Origin of the sequence: Nitratireductor aestuarii (genome assembly GCF_014641695.1) — a bacterium.
Classification (GTDB): domain Bacteria; phylum Pseudomonadota; class Alphaproteobacteria; order Rhizobiales; family Rhizobiaceae; genus Chelativorans; species Chelativorans aestuarii.
In genome coordinates this window covers 83,648-102,365 of sequence record NZ_BMIF01000001.1, presented here as the reverse complement: position 1 = coordinate 102,365, position 18,718 = coordinate 83,648, and the positions used below count along the sequence as shown (strand labels likewise).

The following is an 18,718-nucleotide window of genomic DNA, read 5'->3' as shown; positions in this document are numbered from 1 at the left end:
AGCTCCGTAACTTATCTAACCTAGATTCCTACGGAATCTTTCTAACGCGACTGCCGTTTTCGGCCGCTGTGGACAAGTCCCCGACCGCCGGGAGACCGTCATGATCGTCGCGCTGCTCAACCAGAAAGGCGGCGTCGGGAAGACGACGCTCGCCCTTCACCTCGCTGGCGAATGGGCTCGCCGTGGACAGCGCGTCACGCTGATCGACGCCGATCCGCAGGGCTCGGCGCTCGACTGGTCCCAGCAGCGCAGCCGGGAGGGGTTGGAGCGGTTGTTTGGTGTCGTCGGCCTGGCCCGCGACACGCTTCACCGTGAAGCGCCGGAGCTAGCCCACGACGCCGACCATGTCGTGATCGACGGCCCGCCCCGTGTCGCCGGGTTGATGCGCTCGGCGCTGCTCGCGGCCGATCTCGCGCTGATCCCGGTGCAGCCGTCGCCGCTCGATGGCTGGGCTTCCGCCGAAATGCTGGCGCTGCTCGGCGAGGCGCGCATCTATCGCCCGCAGCTCGCCGCGCGCTTCGTGCTGAACCGCTGCGCGGCTCGCACGGTCCTGGCGCGCGAGACCGCCGAGACACTGGCGGATCATGACCCGCCCGTGCTCTCCACCACGATCGGCCAGCGCATCATCTTCGCCAACGTCGTGCAGACCGGCCGGCTCGCCGCCGAGCAGGACGAGGATTGCCCTGGCGCGCGCGAGATCGCCGCGCTCGCGGCGGAAGTCGCGAGGATCAGCACATGAGCGAGCGGTCCTCGAAGCGCAGCTTTGCGGCGCGTCCCGCCGATCCCGAAAGCTGGATCAAGGCGCCCGATCGCCACGCACCCCGCGGCCAGGCCGCCGAGGACTTCTCTGCCCGGCTGACGATCGACGTCACCGCCGACATGCGCGGCCGCATCAAAATCACCGCCTTCCAGCGCGGCCAGACCGTCGCCGACATGCTGCGCGCGCTGTTCGAGCGCGAATTCCCACCCCCGTCAGGAGAAGGATAATGACCGGCCTTGTCGCCGCGCCAATGCGCGTCGGCCGTGCTGCCGCCGAGGCGCCGCCCGAAGCTTTCACCCAGGTCGAACTCGTCTGGATCGAGAAGCAAACTGAGCACTGGATTCGCTTCGGTCGCGAGCGGCGCGAGCAGATCCTCGACCGCCGCCGCCGCGTCCTCTTTTTTCCTCCCGGCAGCGTTCTTGCGCTGGTGCGCTGGGCGGCGAACGAGCACGGCACCGTGCTCTCGCGCCTCGACATCCTGCGCACGGTCGAGTGCGACGCGCCGTGTCAGACCGTCCCGACGGTGACGCCCGGCGCAGAGGTCCTGCTGCATGTCGATGGCTGGGCGAAGGTGGAGCGCATGCTCCAGCTCATCGACGCCATCGAGGCGCGCGGCATCGACCCGATCGAGGTCTCGCCGGACCACTGGCGCCACGTCCACAACCGAATGACCGTCGGCGAAACACCGCGCGCCTATGGCCCGCGCCAGCATCGCGCCTTTCTTCTGCGCCGGGAGATCGGCGCATGACACGGCTCTTCTACGCCGTCATCACGACGGCGGCCGTGTCGCTTCTCGGCGTCGCCTCGATCGCTTCGTTCGCGCCGCGGCTGATCTGGAACGCGTCCGCCAGCACGCCGGTCGGCTTCTACACGATCGGCGATGTGGGCAACCTCGATGTAACCGATCTGGTGGCCGTCGACGCGCCCGAGCCGCTCGCAACCTTCCTGTCCGACGGCGGCTATCTGCCCCGCGGCGTGCCGCTGCTGAAGCGCGTCGCCGCGCTATCGGGACAGCGGGTCTGCCGGACCGGACCCGCCATCACTGTCGACGGCGTGCCGATGGGCAACGCTCTCGGTCGCGATCATCGGGGTCGCCCGCTCCCCGTGTGGCAGGGCTGCCGGTTGGTCGCGAACGGCGAGCTGTTCCTGATGAACTGGCAAGTCCGCAGCAGCCTCGACGGTCGCTATTTCGGCCCGCTTCCCGCGTCCGCCGTGATCGGGCGGGCCATCCCTCTCTACACCGACGAGGACGGCAACGGCCGCTTCGTCTGGCGCGCGCCGACGCGGTGACGGCGCGCCCATTTCCTTGCCCACCGCAATCTGAAGGAGACGACCATGCCCGTGATCGGTCAATTCACGCGCGAGAACGATGGCTTCATCGGCCACCTGACGACGCTGTCCGTGCATCAGGACATCATCATCGTCGCGGCCGAGCCTTCCGACGCGGAGAACGCACCGGACTTCCGCGTCCATGTTCTCGACACCATGAGCAATGAGACCGGCGCGGAGATTGGGGCGGGCTGGAAGCGCACCGGCGAGAAGGCCGGTGACTACGTCTCGCTGCAACTCGACGATCCGACCTTCGACCATCCGATCCGCGCCAACCTGTTCCAGTCGGCCGAAGACAAGTCCGCCTGGGGTCTGCACTGGAATCGCCCGCCGAAGCGCGGCGAGCGGGACTGAACGATGCCCGCCGCGCGCCATCAGCCTGCCGTCGGAGGGAGGATCTCTCTCCGACGTGCAGCCCTCCTTCTCCTTTCAGGCCTGATCCTCGCCGCACCGGGGGCAAGCCCGGCCAGCGCACAGCAGGCTCCGATCGAGCGGCCGTCGCGCAATGATCCCTATGGCGCTTTCATCGCCGAGGCCGCGCACAGGTTCGGCGTTCCAGAAGCATGGATACGCGCCGTCATGCGCGTCGAAAGCGCCGGCGATGTGCGTGCCATCTCGTCAGCCGGCGCGATGGGCCTGATGCAGGTCATGCCCGCCACCTGGGCCGAACTGCGCGTCCGTCATCGGCTCGGCGGCAATCCCTACGATCCGCGCGACAACATTCTGGCCGGCGCTGCGTATCTGCGCGAGATGCACGATCGCTACGGATCGCCCGGCTTCCTAGCGGCCTACAACGCGGGTCCGGGCCGCTACGAAGAATATCTCGCGGGCCGCCCATTGCCGGCTGAAACGCGCGCCTATGTCGCGACGCTTGCTCCCATTGTCGGCGGCGGTGAACTCACCGGCCGCGTCACGGTGGCGGCCGCCGATCCCCTCGCCTGGACTCGGGCGCCGCTCTTCGTCGTGCAGTCCGCCGGCAGAGGGTCTGCCGTGCCGTTGCAGTCTGAAAGCGAGCCAGACGCCACCACGGCGGCGGCCCCGGAGCGCGGTCAAGGCCCGGCGGCTTCGCGCACCGATGGCCTTTTCGTTGCCCGCAGAGTCTCTGGTGGCCCGCGATGATCGCGTCCGCACCCGCTCGCATTGTGGCGTGTTCTGGCGGACGAAGGGCGGTTTGGAGAGGAGGAGCCGACAGCACAACCGCACGATGGCGAGATAAAAGCGCGCGAGGTGCGGCTTGGTGCGGTCGTGTGTTTTCAGTGACTTATAAATCATTTGCGCGAGGTGCGCCTGATCGGCGCAGCCTGCGCAATTGCGATTTTGTCAGGGATTTTCTCGGCTTTGCGCGATGTGCGGAGTGGCGGCCATGAGCGCCGAGGACGATTTCCGCATCCGGCCTGGCCGCATCCGCTCTACCCGGGCGCAGCAGGCACGGCCCTTCATCGCCCAGGCGCTCGCAGCCGCACAACGGGCCGGTGGACGCGTCTCGCGCTCCGGCCAAATCAGCAAGGGTAATCGCTCGCGGTTCGGACGCGGACAGCGCGCGACCGTGCAGGCCAATCGTCTTCTGACGAGCCGATCGCGCAACACGGTCATCAAGACGCGCGTCGTCCGTCATAGCGCGCGGGCCGCGCCGCTTGCAACGCACCTCAGCTATCTCCGCCGCGAGGGCGTCACCCGGGATGGAGAGAAAGCGCGCCTGTTCGGTCCCGAGACCGAGGACGCCGATTCCAAGGCTTTCACCGAGCGCACCCAGGACGACCGGCACCACTTCCGGTTCATCGTCTCGCCTGAGGACGCGACGGAGATGAGCGACCTCAAGAGCTTCGCCCGCGAGCTGATGGGTCAGATGGAGAAGGACCTCGGCACCAAGCTCGACTGGCTCGGCGTCGACCACTGGAACACCGATAATCCACACGTTCACATCATCCTGCGCGGGCGAACCGACGACGGCCAGGACCTCGTCATCTCACGCGATTACATCAAGGAGGGCATGCGCGCTCGAGCGCAGGATCTCGTCACGCAGGAGCTGGGGCCGCGCAGCGAGCAGGAGATCCGCCGCAACCTCGAACGGCAGATCGGAGCGGAGCGCTGGACCGATCTCGATCGCCAGATCGCCCGTGACAGCTATCGCACGGGCGTGGCCGATCTCGCCCCACATCCCGATCGCCAGCCCGACGAGTTCCACGCGCTCAAGGTCGGTCGGCTGCGCAAGCTGGAGACACTCGGCCTCGCCGATCAGGTCGGTCCCGGCCAGTGGATGGTATCGGAGACCGCGGAGAAGACGCTCCGCGCACTCGGCGAGCGCGGCGACATCATCAAGCGCATCCACCTCGGCCTGACGGAACGAGGCATCGAGCGCGGCGCCGCGAGCTATGTGCTCGCCGGCGAGAGCATCGACGATCCGGTCATCGGCCGGCTGGTCGATCGCGGTCTCGATGACGAGCTGAAGGGTACGGCCTACGCCGTGGTCGACGGCACCGACGGTCGCACCCACCATATCAAGCTCGCCGATCTCGATGCCGCCGGCGACAGCGCGCCGGGTTCGATCGTCGAGTTGCGCAAGTTCGACGATGCGCAGGGCCGCCGTCGTGTCGCGCTCGCGGTTCGCTCCGATCTCGATATCTCCGCCCAGGTGCATGCGACCGGCGCCACCTGGCTCGACCGGCAGGCCATCGCCCGCGAGCCGGTGTCACTCGGCGGCGGCGGCTTCGGCGCGGAGGTGCGCCAGGCGATGGACCGGCGGGCCGAGCACCTCATCAGCCAAGGCCTCGCCGAGCGGCAAACGCGCGGCGTCAGCTTCTCGCCGGGGTTGATCGAAACCTTGCGCCGGCGCGAGGTCGAAGCGCTCGGGAAGCAGCTTGCGACCGAGACCGGTCGGCCATTCACCAAGGCCGGAACGGGCGAGTATGTGGCAGGCACCTATCGGCAGCGCTTCGCGCTCGCCTCGGGCCGCTACGCAATGATCGATGACGGCCTCGGCTTCCAGCTCGTGCCTTGGTCGCCCGCCCTCGAACGTCAGCTCGGCCAGCATGTCTCCGGCGTCTCGCGCGGAGGCAGCGGCGTCGACTGGAGCTTCGGCCGCAGTCGCGGCCTCGGCATGTAGCCCAACCAAGAAAGGAGTGCCCCGCCATGTCGGCGACGAAAATCCTCTGGGGTCAGATTCTCACCGTCTTCCTGATCGTGTTGATGACGACCTGGGGCGCGACACAATGGACGGCCTATCGTCTCGGCTTCCAGCCTCAGCTCGGACTGCCCTGGTTCGAACTCGCGGGCTGGCCGATCTACTATCCGCCCGCCTTCTTCTGGTGGTGGTATTTCTACGACGCCTACGCGCCGCCGATCTTCGTCGAGGGCGCCTATATTTCCGCGTCGGGCGGCTTCATCTCCATCGCAGTCGCGATCGGCATGTCGGTGTGGCGGGCACGCGAAGCAAAGAATGTCGAGACCTATGGCTCGGCCCGCTGGGCGCGCCCTGACGAGGTGAAGGCCGCGGGCCTGCTCGGTCCGGATGGCGTCGTGCTCGGCAAACATGACCGCGACTATCTTCGACATGACGGCCCCGAGCATGTGCTGTGCTTCGCGCCGACCCGCTCGGGCAAGGGCGTGGGTCTGGTTGTGCCGTCGCTCTTGACCTGGCGGGGCTCGGCAATCGTCCACGACATCAAGGGCGAGAACTGGACTCTCACCGCTGGCTACCGCGCCCGCCACGGCCGCGTCCTGCTGTTCGATCCGACGAACGCGAAGTCGGCGGCCTACAATCCGCTGCTTGAGGTGCGCCGCGGTGAATGGGAAATCCGCGACGTGCAGAACATCGCCGACATTTTGGTCGATCCGGAAGGCTCGCTCGAGAAGCGGAACCACTGGGAGAAGACGTCGCATGCGCTTTTGGTCGGCGCGATCCTGCACGTCCTCTATGCCGAGGCCGACAAGACTTTGGCGGGCGTCGCCGCCTTCCTCTCCGATCCGAAGCGCCCGATCGAGTCGACCCTCGCGGCGATGATGAAGACCGCCCATCTGGGTGAGGCCGGCCCGCATCCGGTGATCGCCAGCGCGGCGCGCGAGCTGCTCAACAAATCCGACAACGAGCGATCCGGCGTGCTGTCGACCGCGATGTCGTTCCTCGGCTTATATCGTGACCCCGTCGTCGCCGAGGTCACCCGCCGCTGCGACTGGCGCATCGCCGACTTGGTCGGCGGAAGGCATCCGACCACGCTCTACCTCGTGGTGCCACCGTCGGACATCAATCGGACCAAGCCGCTGATCCGACTGATCCTCAATCAGGTCGGGCGGCGGTTGACCGAGGAGTTGCAGGCCAAGGGCAACCGCCATCGGCTCCTGCTCATGCTCGACGAGTTTCCGGCGCTGGGACGCCTGGACTTCTTCGAGAGCGCGCTCGCGTTCATGGCGGGTTACGGCCTGAAGGCCTTTCTCATCGCCCAATCGTTGAACCAGATTGAGAAGGCCTATGGCCCGAACAATTCGATCCTCGACAACTGCCACGTCCGGGTCAGCTTCGCGACCAATGACGAGCGGACCGCCAAACGCGTTTCGGATGCGCTCGGCACCGCCACCGAGATGAAGGCGATGAAGAACTATGCCGGCCACCGCCTCTCGCCCTGGCTCGGCCACATGATGGTGTCGCGCTCGGAGACCGCCCGGCAATTGCTGACGCCGGGCGAGATCATGCAGCTCCCGCCGTCCGACGAGATCGTCATGGTCGCCGGCATCCCACCGATCCGTGCGAAGAAGGCCCGCTACTACGAGGATCGGCGATTTCAGGAACGCATCCTCACGCCCCCCGGCCTGACCAAACCGGCGAGCGCAAGGGCAGACGATTGGAGCACGCTGGCTTTGCCCGAACGGCTGGTGCTGAACACGCCCGTCGCCGTAGATGATGTGGCCGATGACGATCCGACGCAGTCCGAGCGCCGGCATCAGCCCGAACTGAGCCGAACCAAAACCGTTGAGCGAAAGCCGGTCATCGAAAACGAATTCGAGATCGATCCCCGTGATGACGTGGAGGAGGATGCCGCCCGCCTTGGCCGCATGACGCAGACGATGCGCCAGGTAGCCCGACAGGCCTCGCTCGATCCCGGCGACGGCATCGAATTGTAGGAGGCGCCAGTGCCCAAGCCTCCCAAGAAACAAAGGCTGTCCGTCTATCTCGACCCGGATGTCATGAAGGCGCTCGCCGAGCATGCCGCGCGGCGCAACCTGTCCCTGTCCCTGGTCGCCGAGGCTGGCATCGCGTCATTCCTCTCGCCAGACGCCGCGGAACGGCAGGAAGCGGCGACGACGAAGCGGCTCGATCAGATTGACCGCCGCATGGCGCGCATGGAGCGCGATCTCGGTATATCGGTCGAGACGCTCGCCGTGTTCATCCGCTTCTGGCTGACCTCCAACCCGCCGCTCCCGGAGCCGGCGCAGGTCGCGGCACGCGCCAAGGCGGCAGAGCGCTACGAGGCGTTCGTGACCGCGCTCGGACGACGACTCGCGCAGGGACCGAAACTGAGGCAGGAGATTTCAGAGGAGCTTGAGCCTCTATCCGATCGCAGTTCCACCTAAGATGGTGTGCGTGGATGGTGGGAAGCGAGCCCGGCCCTAGTCGATGATATCGGTACCCTGCGCCCTCAAACGGGCGAGGCCGTCCCTCATCTCTTGCAATCGTTCAGTCGGGTGTCCGTGCCACTTAGTCACTTCGGCAATGACGCGCAGCGGCTCGGGAGAGCGATAGGACAGCGTAGGATTACCAGGAAACCTTTTGTCCGTCAGGTTGGGATCGTCCTCGACCGCGCCGGTTGCTTCCACCACGTAGATCCGTTCCCGCTCACTACCCGCGGCCAACTCAGCGCCCCAGATCGCCGCATCCAGCGTACCTGCAAAGTACACCCACGATAGTGGTTTGCCTTCGATAAAGTTGGACTGGTGGCCGGGGACGATCATGTCTCCTGGTGCAAGATCAGCCTTGGTTCCGTGGAAGAACGACTTGGAAAACATGGTGGCAGTGGCTGACAATTCTCGTCACTCCTCTGATGGCTTCAACGACTGGATTCTCGACACCAACTTCCATTGTGGCAGCCAGCGTGAAAACGATCGACCGTCCGCGAATGGTTCGCGCCAACGTATGCAGGATCTCCGGCACACTGCCGTTGCATCATTCGCCTCTCGTGATCGGGCCCAAGGCGGTCATCGCCGGTTCGATCAGGGCCGTGAGCTGCTCGCGAGTAGAGCCATCGCGCGCCTGGAACGATATTGCCTGCATGATCCCGTTATAGAAGTCAGCCAGGCGCTCAACGTCCGTGTCGGGCGGAAGGTCTCCCTCATGGACCCCGCGCTCAAGGCGTTCGCGCAACATCGCCACCGTCTTGTGGCGGGCGGCAAGAAGATGAGCTCGTGCGGCCTCGTTTTCCGGCAGGCAGTTGACGAGGCCGAGGATGAGAAAGCACCCGCCCGACTTCGATGAAAGCGCGACATTGATGCTTTCCTCCAATGAGGCGCGAATTCCTTGCCTTGCCGTTGCCGCTTCTTCCAGCACGCGCCTGGGTCCCGCGCCCACCGTCGCCAGGTACAGATCAACCGCTTCATGGAAAGCCGCTTCCTTGGAGCCGAAGGCCGCATAGAAACTGGGCGGTGTGATGCCGATCGCGGCAACGAGGTCATTGAGCTGCGCGCCTTCATACCCCTTTGCCCAGAAAACCTCCATCACACGGGCAAGCGCGTCATCGCGATCAAAGCTGCGGGGCCGGCCTCTGGTGGTCATGAGCATCCTTTCTGTAGTTGAATTTATATAATTTGCTTGACCGACCCGAGCAAGGCCGCTAGCCATTTCTATAGTCATAATTATAGAAATGATGTGTGCCATGGCCAGTGCCGAACCGCTCGACGATTCCCCTTCACCCGCAGACGACAATCACATCCGCTCCTCAAGGATGCCCCTGGCGATATATCTCCTGGGTGCGGCCGTATTTGCCGTCACGACGTCGGAGTTCATGGTCGCCGGTATCATGCCGTCTCTTTCGTTCGCCTTGGGCGTTTCCGTGGGCGAGATCGGCTATCTGATTTCGTATTTTGCTCTCGGCATGACGATCGGGGGTCCATTGGCGACCGCCCTCCTCCTGGCTCTCAAGGTCCCCAACAAGGCAGCGTTTCTCTGGCTGCTTGGCCTTTTCGTCATCGGCAGCATCGTAACCGCTATCGCGCCCAACTATGGCGTCATGGCGCTCGGCCGCATCATTCAGGGCATATCCAGCGGCGGGTGCTTCGGCATCGCGCTAACAATCTGCGCCAGCCTTGTGTCGCCGGATCTTCGTGGGCGAGCAGTCTCTGTCGTTCTTGCCGGACTGATGCTCTCACCTGTCGTCGGTGTGCCCGCCACGGCAATGATCGATCAGGCGTTGGGATGGCGAGCGAGCTTCTGGAGTATCGTCGTCCTGGCGGCGCTCTCCACTACAGTTGTTGCTATCGGAGTTCCTGCGTCGAAGCAGGATGTATCCGCCGACCTTCGAACCAGTCTCAAAGCTCTCAGAAACGGGCGGCTTTGGGCAGCCTATCTGACCAGCAGCCTTATCATCGGCGCGACGTTTGCCGCGTTCAGCTATTTCTCGCCCATTTTCACTCAGCTTACGGGTTTGTCCGAGGGCGCCATTCCAATATTGCTCGCGATCTATGGGGTCGCCAACGTTGCGGGTAACCTTGTCGTTGGCCGCTTCGCCGACCGCTTCACGATTCCCATCTTGATCGGCGGGTTGACGATTCTTGCTTTCGCCCTAGCCACCTTCGCCCTTTTCGCCACCATTCCGGTGGTCGCAATCACCGCCTTCATAGCGATTGGCCTCTTCGGGGTAACCATGAACCCGGCCATGGCCGCGCGGGTGATGCGTGCTGCTCACCCCGACCCGATGGTGAACGCGCTTCATTCCTCGGTCATCACGACCGGGCTTGCAGTCGGCACCTGGGCGGGAGGACTGGGCATCGATGCCGGATATGGGCTCACAGCACCGCTCTGGGTCGGATTGGCGTTGGCGCTCCTCGGGCTCCTGAGCCTTGCTCCGCGGGCCGCAAGGAAAATAGCAAGCTAATGGGGCGATAGCTGGCAGTGTGGGGACAAGGGCCGGCCTAGTCGCCCTTGAACCAGGCGCGCAACTTGTCCGGATTGCGCATGGCCCAGATGTTGTGGATCACCCCGTTCCGCACGGAAGTCGAGATCACCGAGATGATCTGGTCGGCGGCCATGCCGATCAAGCCAGGCTCACCATTGACTGTCGCGATCTCGACCTGAAGATCGGGCTGACGTGCGAATATTCCAGCGAAGAATTCGGCAATTGCATGAGACCCTATCAATGGCTCGGTTGCCGCCGCGGTTTTGCCGCCGCCGTCCGTAATGGCCTCGGCGTCGCCATCCAAGAGGGCGACCAGCGCTGTGACATTTCCCGTCTGCCAGGCGGCTCTGAACGCTTCATTGAGTCTTGCATGCTCTTTCCATGTCGATTGCCTTCGCGCCCGGCTGCCCAAGCGCTTGCGCGCCGAGAACGCCAATTGCCGGCACGCCTGCGGGGTGCGTCCGATGATTTCGGCTATCTCTTCGAAGGTGTACTGGAAAACGTCGTGCAGGATGAAGCTGACCCGCTCAGGTGGGGTCATCTTGTCGAGCACGATCATCAGCGCCATTGAAATGGACTCGCTGACGCTCTCTGAGGTTCCCACTCCTGCATTCGCTGCGGGATTGGAGGCGAGACCCCAGAACTCACCGCCTTGGACCGGTTCGGGCAACCATTCGCCGACATAGACCTCCCGCTTGTATTGAGAGGATTTGAGACGGTCAAAGCAGATGCGGGTCAGCGTCGTCCGTTTCCAGGCCAGTGGAACACAAATGCCCTGTCGCTCCTCGCGACCGAGCGAATACCAACGCACATAGGTTTCCTGCACTGCGTCTTGTGCATCGGCGACGGTTCCGAGCAGCCGGTACCCCAACGCCATCAGCGCGGCTTCATCTTTTCGGAACTCGGGATCATCGCTTGGATGCCCGATGAGCTTGCGATTGGTCGGCGTCACGGTTTCTGCCTTATCAATTCGGACCCGGCCCTGGCGGCCACCATTTAAGCCTATGACGATTCAGGCAGCTCAAATGTCAGCGGGGAAACTTTGCGCATGCCTGCCGCCTCGACTGACATTTCCCTGCTCGCACTCGTCATGGGTGTGGGCTCGATTGGTAGCCCGGCTTTTAACTGGCGCGCTCCATGCCGCGCCATAAAGATGGAGACCAAAATTATGTCGAACGGTGAAGTGACCTTCGTCAACATCCTTGAGGTTGAGGAAGGAAAGCAGGCCGAGGTTGCGAAAATTCTTCAGGACGCCACCGATACGGTGATCAGCAAGCGCCCGGGCTTTGTCTCGGTGACGCTTCTGGCCAGCAAAGATGGCAAGCGCATCGTTAACGTCGCCAAATGGGCGAGCGCGGCGGACGTTCAAGCCACGCAGAACGATCCGGCTGCCGCCGAGTTCGGCAAAAAGCTGGCCGGGTTGGCCAAGCCGGCTCCGGGCCTGTACGATATCGTCGGTGAATATAGCGCCTAGGAAATACGGACGAATTTCTCGAGGTGGTTGGCGCGTGCCGGAGTGCGCCAACCCCATTTGAAATGGCAACCTGGAAATCAAGGACATCAAGATGGACGATGAGATCGCCTGGAAAACCGAGGAACGCTTGTGGCTCGATGGCATCGCCGCCTACGATGAACTGCTTGATCCCTCCTGCCTGATGGCCTTCCCCGGCATGGGTGTGCTGGGCGTTTCCGCGATCATCCAAGGGCTCAAGGGCGCGCCGCGCTGGGCGGATGTGAAGATGAGCGATCGCGTGGTTCGCCGAGCCGGTGATGCCGTCATTGTCCTGGGGTATACAGCGGAAGGCCGGCGCGAGAACGCGCATCCTTACCGCTGTTTCTGCACGTCGACCTATCGAGCAGAGGGACAGAGCTGGAAGCTCGTGCAGCACCAGCAAACTCTCGCAAAATAAACGCCCTAGACTTCATCTAAAGCACAGGGGTTGGGCTAGGTAAGCTCCGCTCAGACGGCTTTCGCGCGGATGTTAACGAAGCGGACGATTTCAAACGCGGTGTTCCAGACTCTTGGTTCCGGCGGCGTCATGGTGAAGCCTAGCGACGAAGTGGAAGGCACCACCACCCGATTTACACATGCCCCGACGCGAAGCTGGAATAATGCTTCTTGCCGGCGAGACTCGCATTTCCAGGTCCCCTCCGGAACGGCCGGAGCTACCTTGCGAGGAGGTCGGCGATCGCCTGCTCAATGAACCTTGTGTCGTCGTCGTTCATCCCCTCACCAGCGACATGACCCCATTGAGAATTGAGAACGCGCAATTCCGCCTTGGGGATTTGCATCGCCTCTTCGGCGGCGTCTTCTACAGGAAAGTACAGGTCGCTCGTGGAGGGCATGACGATGGTCTCGGCCTGAATTGATGCAAGCGCCTTGCCGAGCTCGCCGCGGTAAAGGTCGTTGTTGCTGATGTCGGCGTGTTGTCCGGTCCAGAGTTGCGCCAAAAGATTGTTGGCGTCGCGCCTCACGAACCAACCTTCCCAGAAGTCGATAAGGAAGTCTTCGATCGAGGCGTAGCCAAGGGCGCTTTGATCCAGCCGCTCGCGGAAGAAGGCTTGAGAGAAACCCCATGCCGCATAGATGCGAGCGGCGACTCGCAAGCCGCGTTGAGGCTGTTCCACATAAAAGCCCTCCCGAAAGTTGACATCGAGTTCGATCGCCGCGCGTACGCTGTCGAAAAAGACATAGAAATGGCGGGAGGTGCGTGCCGCACTTTGAAAGGCGAACAGGCGCTCCACCTTCTCGGGGAAGGCAGCAGCCCATTCGAACGCCTGTGCGCCGCCCAAGGACCAGCCCATTGCGAGCCGGATTGTCTCGATCCCGAACCTCTCGGTCAGCAAGCGATGTTGCTGCACAACATTGTCGTGAATGGTGACGTGCGGAAATCGGTTGCCGTCATGGGGCGGTGGTGTGTTGCTCGGAGAACTTGAGAGACCGTTGCCGAAGGCATCGGGAACGATGATGAAGTATTTTTCGGGGTCGAGCACGCGGCCTGGCCCGATCAGCCACGCCGCATCGTCGTGGGTGGCAGCAAAGGATGTTGGATAGACAATTGCGTTGTTCTTCGCCGCGTTGAGGGTACCATAGGTTTTGTAAGCGAGCTTGGCATTTCGAATGCAACGCTTCGACTGCAATTGAACGTCACCGAGATTGAAAATCTCATAAGTCATGTTGATCCTCCTTATCGACTGGTGGCGGGTGCTGCAGTAGGCCGGTTGGCGATCGACGCAGCGTGTCTGTGGATTGCCACTGCGAACAGCAGGCCAAGCGCGGGTAAGACTGCCGCTGACAGCAGGTTGGTCGGTAGATCAAAGCGGTCGACGATCTGCCCACCCGCGAGCGAACCCAGCGCGATGCCGATATTGAAGGTTGAGACAAAAAGAGCCGTGGCGACCTCGATTGCCGAGGGTGCTGCTTTCATCATCCAGGTCTGCAGGCCGACGGAGACACCGCCGTAAGCGATTCCCCATAGGACCAGGATAAGGGTACCGCCCATGGGCGTGTCACCGAGTAAAGCAAATCCGGAAATCGTCGTGGTGAGTGCGACAGCGATGGCGATCAGCGCGCCGCCAGTATGTCGCGATACGACATTCCCGCACAAAAAGTTCCCCGCAATTCCTGCGACGCCATAGGCAAAGAGAAGAACGCCGATCCATTCGACGCCGATGCCTGACGTGTTTTGCAGCAGCGGGCGGACGAAGGTGTAGGCCATGAAGTGGCCGGCGACGAAAAGAAAAGTGGTGACCAAGCCAAGCTGGATTGGCAGCCGAACAATCTGATCTCGGAACTGGCGAACCCGCACCGACGCACTGACCGGGAGCTCTGGCAGAGTCCCAAGGTTAACGACCAGAACCAGAGCGCTAAAAACAGCCATTGCCCCAAAAGCTGCGCGCCAGCCGGCGAAATCACCAATAGCCGCGCCAATCGGTACGCCGAGCACGGAAGCCGCGGCGACCCCCCCGAAGATGATCGCCGTTGCCAGGCCTATTGATCTTTCGGACACAAGCCTTGGCGCAAGACCTCCGGCAATGGCCCAAATGCCCCCCATGCAAAATCCGACGATGACACGCGCGGCCAAAAGCCAGCCCATGGTGGGTGCTAGCGCAGAAGTCACATTGGCGATGGTCAGCAGCAGGAGAAGTCCGGCCAAAATACACCGCCTGTCCATGCCGCCAGCAGCAAGGACGGCAATGGGCGCGAAGAGTGCAGCGAGAATGGCGGGTACGGAAAGCGTCAACCCTGCGACACCGACAGATGTTCCCAGTGCCTCCGCCATGGGGGTCATCAGTCCAACCGGCAACATTTCGGTGGTCACGACGGAGAATGTGGAAAGGGCTACCGCGTAAACGCGCACCCAACTCTGGTTGCGGTCCAAACCCCGTCGCTGATGCGCTTGCTGCTCCACATCTTCCATCTACTCGTCCATTCTGATGTTAGGGACGCAAGCGAGGAGTGTGGCGCACCCCTTATAGGTCGAACTGCCTGCATCGCTCATTTGCAGCGCCTTCCGCTGTTTACTGTATCTGCAGAAGCGATAAAGTGAGCCGCCGTGGGAACAGTGGGGACAAATCGTGCCCAATGGTGAGTCATGGGACTGAATCGTATCGGCGATGTACTGGCATTCGTGCGTGTAGCGGACAGCCAGAGCTTTACGGTCGCCGCCGAACGCCTCGGTCTGTCTCGATCCTCTGTCGGCAAGTGCATCGCGCGACTTGAGGAGAGCCTTTCAACGCGCCTGATTCACCGCACGACGCGCAGTGTCACCCTCACGGAAGAGGGTCGCATATTCTACGAACATGCGATGCGAATCCTCGGTGAGGCAAATGACGCCGAGGCCGCCTTGGCGCAACGAAACGAAGTCCCTCGGGGCCGGCTACGCCTCGATCTTCCGATCGCCATCGGCCGGTTGCATGTCCTGCCAGTGCTCCAGAACTTTCTCGCAAAATGGCCCGACCTTGAAGCGGACGTATCGTTCTCGGACGACTACCGCGATCTCGTTGCAGAAGGGATCGATATCGCAATCCGTATCGGGGGGCCGTCCGATAGTCGGCTGATCCGGAAGGTTCTGGCACCTCATCGGTACATCACCTGCGCCGCCCCGAGCTTTTTTGAGAAGAATGGAACTCCGAGCTCACTCGAGGATATCCAGCACTACGACAAGATCGTCTTCACCCACGGCAACAGCGTTACGCCCTGGCATTACAAGGTGAATGGAGAAGACCGAGAAGTCAGCGTTCGGGGGCGTTTACGTCTTGGCAACACCGAGGCCATGCGGGATGCTGCTTTGGCCGGTCTCGGCCTTGTCCAGCTCAGTGCATTTTTGGTCGGTGAGGACATCAAGCACGGTCGACTTATCTCGGTCCTAACCGAGTTTGCACGCGACGAGCCACCAATCTGCGCCGTTTATCCGACACGGCGGCATTTGTCCCCGAAGGTGCGGATGTTCATCGAAGAAATTCGCCAGAAATGGAGAGCTGGGCCGCCCTGGCAGTGAGGTGCCGCCCAATCTCCTGATTGGGCGTCGCGCAAATTGGCATACGCCAGCTTTCAGCCCAATTCCGGTGAGTCTTCGCGATCGATGGCGGTCCCCTGCGTTTCCACTTTGGGATGGAAAGCGGAGCGGGTTGTGGGCAGGAAGAGGGTAGAAGCGGCCTTGTATTCTCACAAATAGGCTTCGCGCAAGGCGGACTTTCACCCCTGACGTTTGCGACGGAAACTCACTTGGAATTCAACGACGGCGACTGTGTCGTCGGACTCAGGAGTCGCGCGACGACCGTGGCTTTACTGCCAGTAGAGGTTCTAGTGCGTCTAGCAACGGATCGGGTGACACCGGATCGCCGCCCGGCTCCCAAGCGTTCTGAAATTCAGCAATCTCTATGCCGACAAATGGATACTCCGCGACCACTTCGCAGCAATCGCGAAGGTCATCGAGCGAGAGGCCACCGTCATGCTCGTAATCTGTGGGGACGATCCCCGGATTGAGCACATCGCAATCGAGATGCACATAGATCGGGCGGCCTGCTATCGCGGCGCGAAGTTCTCCCGCGAGATCGCCTCGCGGCTTAACATGCGGGATGCCGTGTCGGTCGATCAGGTCTTGCTCGTACGGGTCCAGATCGCGTTGGCCTACCAGCACGATCTGGTCCAAACTTAAGCCAGCTCCAAGGCCGGATTCCCAAAGCCCTGCGGGCCCGGCGAATGCCAGCCCTCCCAAATAGCCTGTTGTCGTGACTTCCGGGGTATTCAGGTCGGCATGGGAATCGAACCATACGACGCAGGCCGAAGGATGGTATTTCGCGACAACAGGCAGAGTTGCCAGAGCGACAGCGCAGCGGCTTGTCGCAGCAATCGAAACAGCGCCGCTCGCAAGCACATCATCAAAACGTGCCTGAATCTGCCGGAGCGCCGGCAACGCCGCGTCCAGTTCTTCGCGCCAGCCGGTGTTCAGCGGGGGTTCCGGGGTGCCGATCACGACAGGAGCAACGCCGAGGCGTCGAGCAAGCGCCTCTCCAATGGCCTTGGCCCCCGGCATCGCAAGTTCGTTGTGATCGCCCGCGCGACCCCGAAAAACTGTAAGATTTACCTTCCTCAAATTTTGTTCCCATTCGTTTTGAATGTCGCAAAAACTCCAAACCTGGGGCACGTTTCGTCTGTCGTTCTATGCCCAATTTGCGATGCCACGATCAAGCCTTCGAACGACTTACATGGGGTCGACTCCTGCATGGCCGTGTTTTGTACAAGATCCTCGATCGCCATCTGCCAAAACCCAAAGTTCCGACATTCCGCCGTCTCCCTGTATTTGTACGCCACAGTACGACGACCACATGATGGTTGTTGTCAGGCCATGATTTCTGCCTCTTCTACTCATCCCCGATCCAGGGCCGCGCTTGGCGGACCCGCAAGAGAACGGGGACGACGTGGCGGCAACTCATCAGAAATCGGAAGCGATCCTTCGCGGTGCGCGCATGCTCCGCACAGCCTTGGGGCCGGCGATCGCCCAGTTTCTGGAGGACCCCGCGATCGTCGAGGTGATGCTCAATCCCGATGGGCGGCTCTGGATCGACCGGCTGCCCGAAGGCCTCTCCGATACGGCTGAACGCCTCTCGCCGGCCGACGGCGAGCGTATCGTCCGCCTCGTCGCGCACCATGTCGGCGCCGAGGTACATCCAGGCGCACCGCGTGTCTCGGCCGAGCTGCCGGAAACGGGTGAGCGGTTCGAGGGGCTGCTGCCGCCGGTCGTCGCCGCTCCGGCTTTCGCAATCCGCAAGCCGGCGGTCGCTGTGTTCACCTTGGATGACTATATCGCCACCGGGATCATGTCCGGCGAGCAGGCGGAGGCCCTGCGCACCGCCGTCGCCGAGCGGCACAACATTCTCGTCGCGGGTGGCACCTCGACCGGCAAGACCACGCTGACCAATGCGCTGCTTGCGGAGATGTCCAAGACCTCCGATCGCATCGTGCTGATCGAGGACACGCGCGAGCTGCAATGCGCCGCGCCGAACCTTGTCGCCATGCGCACGAAGGACGGCGTCGCCACGCTCTCCGACCTAGTGCGTTCGTCGCTACGTCTGCGCCCCGACCGCATTCCGATCGGCGAGGTGCGCGGCGCCGAGGCGCTCGATTTGCTGAAAGCCTGGGGCACCGGACATCCCGGCGGCGTCGGCACGATCCACGCCGGCACCGCGATCGGCGCGCTGCGCCGCCTCGAGCAGCTCATCCAGGAAGCCGTCGTCACCGTTCCGCGCGCGCTAATCGCCGAGACCATCGACCTTGTCGCCGTCCTCTCAGGCCGCGGCGCCTCCCGCCGGCTCGCGGAGCTTGCCTGCGTCGAGGGTCTCGGCGCCGACGGCGACTACCGCATCGTCCCCCCTCCTCCGCCCCTCACAGGAGATCCGTTATGATCCGCAAGGCTCTGCGCATTCGCCATCACGCCGCGACGGCGGCCTCTCTAGGCTTCCTCTCGCTCCTGGTCGCCCCGGCCGCCCATGCCTCCGGCTCGTCCATGCCCTGGGAGGCGCCGCTGCAATCCATCCTAGAGTCGATCGAAGGTCCCGTCGCCAAGATCATCGCGGTGATCATCATCATCGTCACCGGCCTGACGCTCGCCTTTGGTGACACGAGCGGGGGCTTCCGCCGCCTCATCCAGATCGTCTTCGGCCTGTCGATCGCTTTCGCCGCGTCGAGCTTCTTCTTGTCTTTCTTCTCGTTCGGCGGCGGAGCGCTGGTCTGATGGCGCTCGGCGTTGACCTTACCGGCGAGGTGCCGGGCTTCTCGGTTCCGGTGCATCGGGCGCTGACTGAGCACATTCTACTCGGCGGCGCCCCGCGCTCGATCGCGATCATGAACGGAACGCTGGCGGGCACGGTGGGACTTGGCCTCCGCCTCTGGCTGGTCGGCCTGGCGCTCTGGGCCGTCGGCCACTTCGCCGCAGTCTGGGCAGCCAAGCGTGATCCGCAATTCGTCGAGGTCGGGCGGCGGCATCTGCGTATTCCGGCCTTCCTGTCGGTCTGAGGGCGCGCGGCC

22 protein-coding genes are annotated in these 18,718 nt (G+C 63.0%); 16 read left to right on the top strand and 6 right to left on the bottom strand.

The features are described from left to right. The first annotated feature begins 100 nt into the window (after window positions 1-100). The 9 genes from parA to IEX27_RS00530 all read left to right on the top strand — a co-directional run bounded on the left by parA (window position 101) and on the right by IEX27_RS00530 (window position 7,654). The gene (parA, locus tag IEX27_RS00570; protein ID WP_188718991.1) at window positions 101-739 is read left to right on the top strand and encodes a ParA family partition ATPase; all 639 of its coding nucleotides are present in this window, start codon (window positions 101-103) and stop codon (window positions 737-739) included. Continuing rightward, entirely contained in the window at window positions 736-987 is a 252-nt protein-coding gene (locus tag IEX27_RS00565; RefSeq protein ID WP_188718990.1) for a hypothetical protein, read from the top strand. Before parA ends, IEX27_RS00565 begins: the two co-directional genes overlap by 4 nt. Further along, window positions 987-1,508: a DUF2840 domain-containing protein gene (locus IEX27_RS00560; RefSeq protein WP_188718989.1), complete on the top strand. Its 522-nt coding sequence runs from the start codon at window positions 987-989 to the stop codon at window positions 1,506-1,508. The genes IEX27_RS00565 and IEX27_RS00560 overlap by 1 nt, the downstream gene beginning before the upstream one ends. Then, entirely contained in the window at window positions 1,505-2,050 is a 546-nt protein-coding gene (locus IEX27_RS00555; RefSeq protein ID WP_188718988.1) for a S26 family signal peptidase, read from the top strand. Before IEX27_RS00560 ends, IEX27_RS00555 begins: the two co-directional genes overlap by 4 nt. A 45-nt stretch (window positions 2,051-2,095) precedes the next feature. After that, on the top strand, window positions 2,096-2,443 hold the full coding sequence (locus IEX27_RS00550; protein WP_188718987.1) for a DUF736 domain-containing protein: 348 nt from the start codon (window positions 2,096-2,098) through the stop codon (window positions 2,441-2,443). A 3-nt stretch (window positions 2,444-2,446) separates the two neighbouring features. Continuing rightward, the gene (locus IEX27_RS00545) at window positions 2,447-3,208 is read left to right on the top strand and encodes a lytic transglycosylase domain-containing protein (protein WP_188718986.1); all 762 of its coding nucleotides are present in this window, start codon (window positions 2,447-2,449) and stop codon (window positions 3,206-3,208) included. A 244-nt stretch (window positions 3,209-3,452) separates the two neighbouring features. Continuing rightward, entirely contained in the window at window positions 3,453-5,192 is a 1,740-nt protein-coding gene (locus IEX27_RS00540; RefSeq protein WP_188718985.1) for a relaxase/mobilization nuclease domain-containing protein, read from the top strand. Window positions 5,193-5,218: 26 nt separating this feature from the next. Then, entirely contained in the window at window positions 5,219-7,204 is a 1,986-nt protein-coding gene (locus IEX27_RS00535; RefSeq protein WP_188718984.1) for a conjugal transfer protein TraG, read from the top strand. Window positions 7,205-7,213: 9 nt separating this feature from the next. Next, window positions 7,214-7,654 (top strand): apurinic/apyrimidinic endonuclease family protein, encoded by a 441-nt coding sequence (locus IEX27_RS00530; RefSeq protein ID WP_188718983.1) that lies wholly within the window; start codon window positions 7,214-7,216, stop codon window positions 7,652-7,654. Window positions 7,655-7,690: 36 nt separating this feature from the next. On the opposite strand, the gene arr is transcribed toward IEX27_RS00530, so the two are convergent. Further along, on the bottom strand, window positions 7,691-8,104 hold the full coding sequence (gene arr, locus IEX27_RS00525; protein ID WP_188718982.1) for an NAD(+)--rifampin ADP-ribosyltransferase: 414 nt from the start codon (window positions 8,102-8,104) through the stop codon (window positions 7,691-7,693). A gap of 139 nt (window positions 8,105-8,243) precedes the next feature. Beyond that, complete coding sequence (locus tag IEX27_RS00520) at window positions 8,244-8,849, bottom strand: TetR/AcrR family transcriptional regulator (RefSeq protein ID WP_188718981.1); 606 nt, start codon at window positions 8,847-8,849, stop codon at window positions 8,244-8,246. A 100-nt stretch (window positions 8,850-8,949) separates the two neighbouring features. On the opposite strand from IEX27_RS00520, the gene IEX27_RS00515 reads away from it, so the two are divergent. Next, the gene (locus IEX27_RS00515; protein ID WP_244630166.1) at window positions 8,950-10,167 is read left to right on the top strand and encodes an MFS transporter; all 1,218 of its coding nucleotides are present in this window, start codon (window positions 8,950-8,952) and stop codon (window positions 10,165-10,167) included. A gap of 37 nt (window positions 10,168-10,204) precedes the next feature. On the opposite strand, the gene sigJ is transcribed toward IEX27_RS00515, so the two are convergent. After that, window positions 10,205-11,140, bottom strand: a complete 936-nt coding sequence (gene sigJ, locus IEX27_RS00510) for an RNA polymerase sigma factor SigJ (RefSeq protein ID WP_210315486.1) — start codon at window positions 11,138-11,140, stop codon at window positions 10,205-10,207. 96 nt (window positions 11,141-11,236) lie between these two features. On the opposite strand from sigJ, the gene IEX27_RS00505 reads away from it, so the two are divergent. Continuing rightward, entirely contained in the window at window positions 11,237-11,662 is a 426-nt protein-coding gene (locus IEX27_RS00505; protein ID WP_210315485.1) for an antibiotic biosynthesis monooxygenase family protein, read from the top strand. A gap of 91 nt (window positions 11,663-11,753) precedes the next feature. Continuing rightward, on the top strand, window positions 11,754-12,098 hold the full coding sequence (locus tag IEX27_RS00500; protein ID WP_188718980.1) for a nuclear transport factor 2 family protein: 345 nt from the start codon (window positions 11,754-11,756) through the stop codon (window positions 12,096-12,098). A 256-nt stretch (window positions 12,099-12,354) separates the two neighbouring features. Here the strand turns inward: IEX27_RS00500 and IEX27_RS00495 are convergent, their stop codons facing one another. Further along, window positions 12,355-13,365, bottom strand: a complete 1,011-nt coding sequence (locus IEX27_RS00495; protein WP_188718979.1) for an alpha/beta fold hydrolase — start codon at window positions 13,363-13,365, stop codon at window positions 12,355-12,357. An 11-nt stretch (window positions 13,366-13,376) separates the two neighbouring features. Beyond that, the gene (locus IEX27_RS00490) at window positions 13,377-14,609 is read right to left on the bottom strand and encodes an MFS transporter (protein ID WP_188718978.1); all 1,233 of its coding nucleotides are present in this window, start codon (window positions 14,607-14,609) and stop codon (window positions 13,377-13,379) included. A gap of 174 nt (window positions 14,610-14,783) precedes the next feature. Between IEX27_RS00490 and IEX27_RS00485 the strand changes: the two genes are divergently transcribed. After that, a complete protein-coding gene (locus IEX27_RS00485; RefSeq protein WP_188718977.1) occupies window positions 14,784-15,689 on the top strand; it encodes a LysR family transcriptional regulator in 906 nt (301 codons plus the stop codon). A gap of 261 nt (window positions 15,690-15,950) precedes the next feature. Here IEX27_RS00485 and IEX27_RS00480 read toward each other — a convergent pair whose 3' ends face one another. Then, window positions 15,951-16,727, bottom strand: coding sequence for an arginase family protein (locus IEX27_RS00480; protein WP_188718976.1), 777 nt, complete (start codon window positions 16,725-16,727; stop codon window positions 15,951-15,953). Between the two features lie 433 nt (window positions 16,728-17,160). On the opposite strand from IEX27_RS00480, the gene trbB reads away from it, so the two are divergent. The 3 genes from trbB to IEX27_RS00465 are packed head-to-tail and all read left to right on the top strand — an operon-like array spanning window position 17,161 to window position 18,706. Beyond that, a complete protein-coding gene (gene trbB, locus IEX27_RS00475) occupies window positions 17,161-18,096 on the top strand; it encodes a P-type conjugative transfer ATPase TrbB (RefSeq protein ID WP_444980167.1) in 936 nt (311 codons plus the stop codon). Beyond that, complete coding sequence (locus tag IEX27_RS00470; RefSeq protein WP_188718975.1) at window positions 18,093-18,425, top strand: TrbC/VirB2 family type IV secretion system protein; 333 nt, start codon at window positions 18,093-18,095, stop codon at window positions 18,423-18,425. The genes trbB and IEX27_RS00470 overlap by 4 nt, the downstream gene beginning before the upstream one ends. Further along, window positions 18,425-18,706: a VirB3 family type IV secretion system protein gene (locus IEX27_RS00465; RefSeq protein ID WP_188718974.1), complete on the top strand. Its 282-nt coding sequence runs from the start codon at window positions 18,425-18,427 to the stop codon at window positions 18,704-18,706. The genes IEX27_RS00470 and IEX27_RS00465 overlap by 1 nt, the downstream gene beginning before the upstream one ends. Window positions 18,707-18,718 lie beyond the last annotated feature (12 nt).

Coding starts and splice junctions, on each gene's coding strand:
- parA (WP_188718991.1), top strand. CDS start 101: ATGATCGTCGCGCTGCTCAACCAGAAAGGCGGCGTCGGGAAGACGACG.
- IEX27_RS00565 (WP_188718990.1), top strand. CDS start 736: ATGAGCGAGCGGTCCTCGAAGCGCAGCTTTGCGGCGCGTCCCGCCGAT.
- IEX27_RS00560 (WP_188718989.1), top strand. CDS start 987: ATGACCGGCCTTGTCGCCGCGCCAATGCGCGTCGGCCGTGCTGCCGCC.
- IEX27_RS00555 (WP_188718988.1), top strand. CDS start 1,505: ATGACACGGCTCTTCTACGCCGTCATCACGACGGCGGCCGTGTCGCTT.
- IEX27_RS00550 (WP_188718987.1), top strand. CDS start 2,096: ATGCCCGTGATCGGTCAATTCACGCGCGAGAACGATGGCTTCATCGGC.
- IEX27_RS00545 (WP_188718986.1), top strand. CDS start 2,447: ATGCCCGCCGCGCGCCATCAGCCTGCCGTCGGAGGGAGGATCTCTCTC.
- IEX27_RS00540 (WP_188718985.1), top strand. CDS start 3,453: ATGAGCGCCGAGGACGATTTCCGCATCCGGCCTGGCCGCATCCGCTCT.
- IEX27_RS00535 (WP_188718984.1), top strand. CDS start 5,219: ATGTCGGCGACGAAAATCCTCTGGGGTCAGATTCTCACCGTCTTCCTG.
- IEX27_RS00520 (WP_188718981.1), bottom strand. CDS start 8,849: ATGACCACCAGAGGCCGGCCCCGCAGCTTTGATCGCGATGACGCGCTT.
- IEX27_RS00515 (WP_244630166.1), top strand. CDS start 8,950: ATGGCCAGTGCCGAACCGCTCGACGATTCCCCTTCACCCGCAGACGAC.
- IEX27_RS00505 (WP_210315485.1), top strand. CDS start 11,237: ATGCCTGCCGCCTCGACTGACATTTCCCTGCTCGCACTCGTCATGGGT.
- IEX27_RS00500 (WP_188718980.1), top strand. CDS start 11,754: ATGGACGATGAGATCGCCTGGAAAACCGAGGAACGCTTGTGGCTCGAT.
- IEX27_RS00495 (WP_188718979.1), bottom strand. CDS start 13,365: ATGACTTATGAGATTTTCAATCTCGGTGACGTTCAATTGCAGTCGAAG.
- IEX27_RS00490 (WP_188718978.1), bottom strand. CDS start 14,609: ATGGAAGATGTGGAGCAGCAAGCGCATCAGCGACGGGGTTTGGACCGC.
- IEX27_RS00485 (WP_188718977.1), top strand. CDS start 14,784: ATGGGACTGAATCGTATCGGCGATGTACTGGCATTCGTGCGTGTAGCG.
- IEX27_RS00480 (WP_188718976.1), bottom strand. CDS start 16,727: ATGCCGGGGGCCAAGGCCATTGGAGAGGCGCTTGCTCGACGCCTCGGC.
- trbB (WP_444980167.1), top strand. CDS start 17,161: ATGCTCCGCACAGCCTTGGGGCCGGCGATCGCCCAGTTTCTGGAGGAC.
- IEX27_RS00470 (WP_188718975.1), top strand. CDS start 18,093: ATGATCCGCAAGGCTCTGCGCATTCGCCATCACGCCGCGACGGCGGCC.
- IEX27_RS00465 (WP_188718974.1), top strand. CDS start 18,425: ATGGCGCTCGGCGTTGACCTTACCGGCGAGGTGCCGGGCTTCTCGGTT.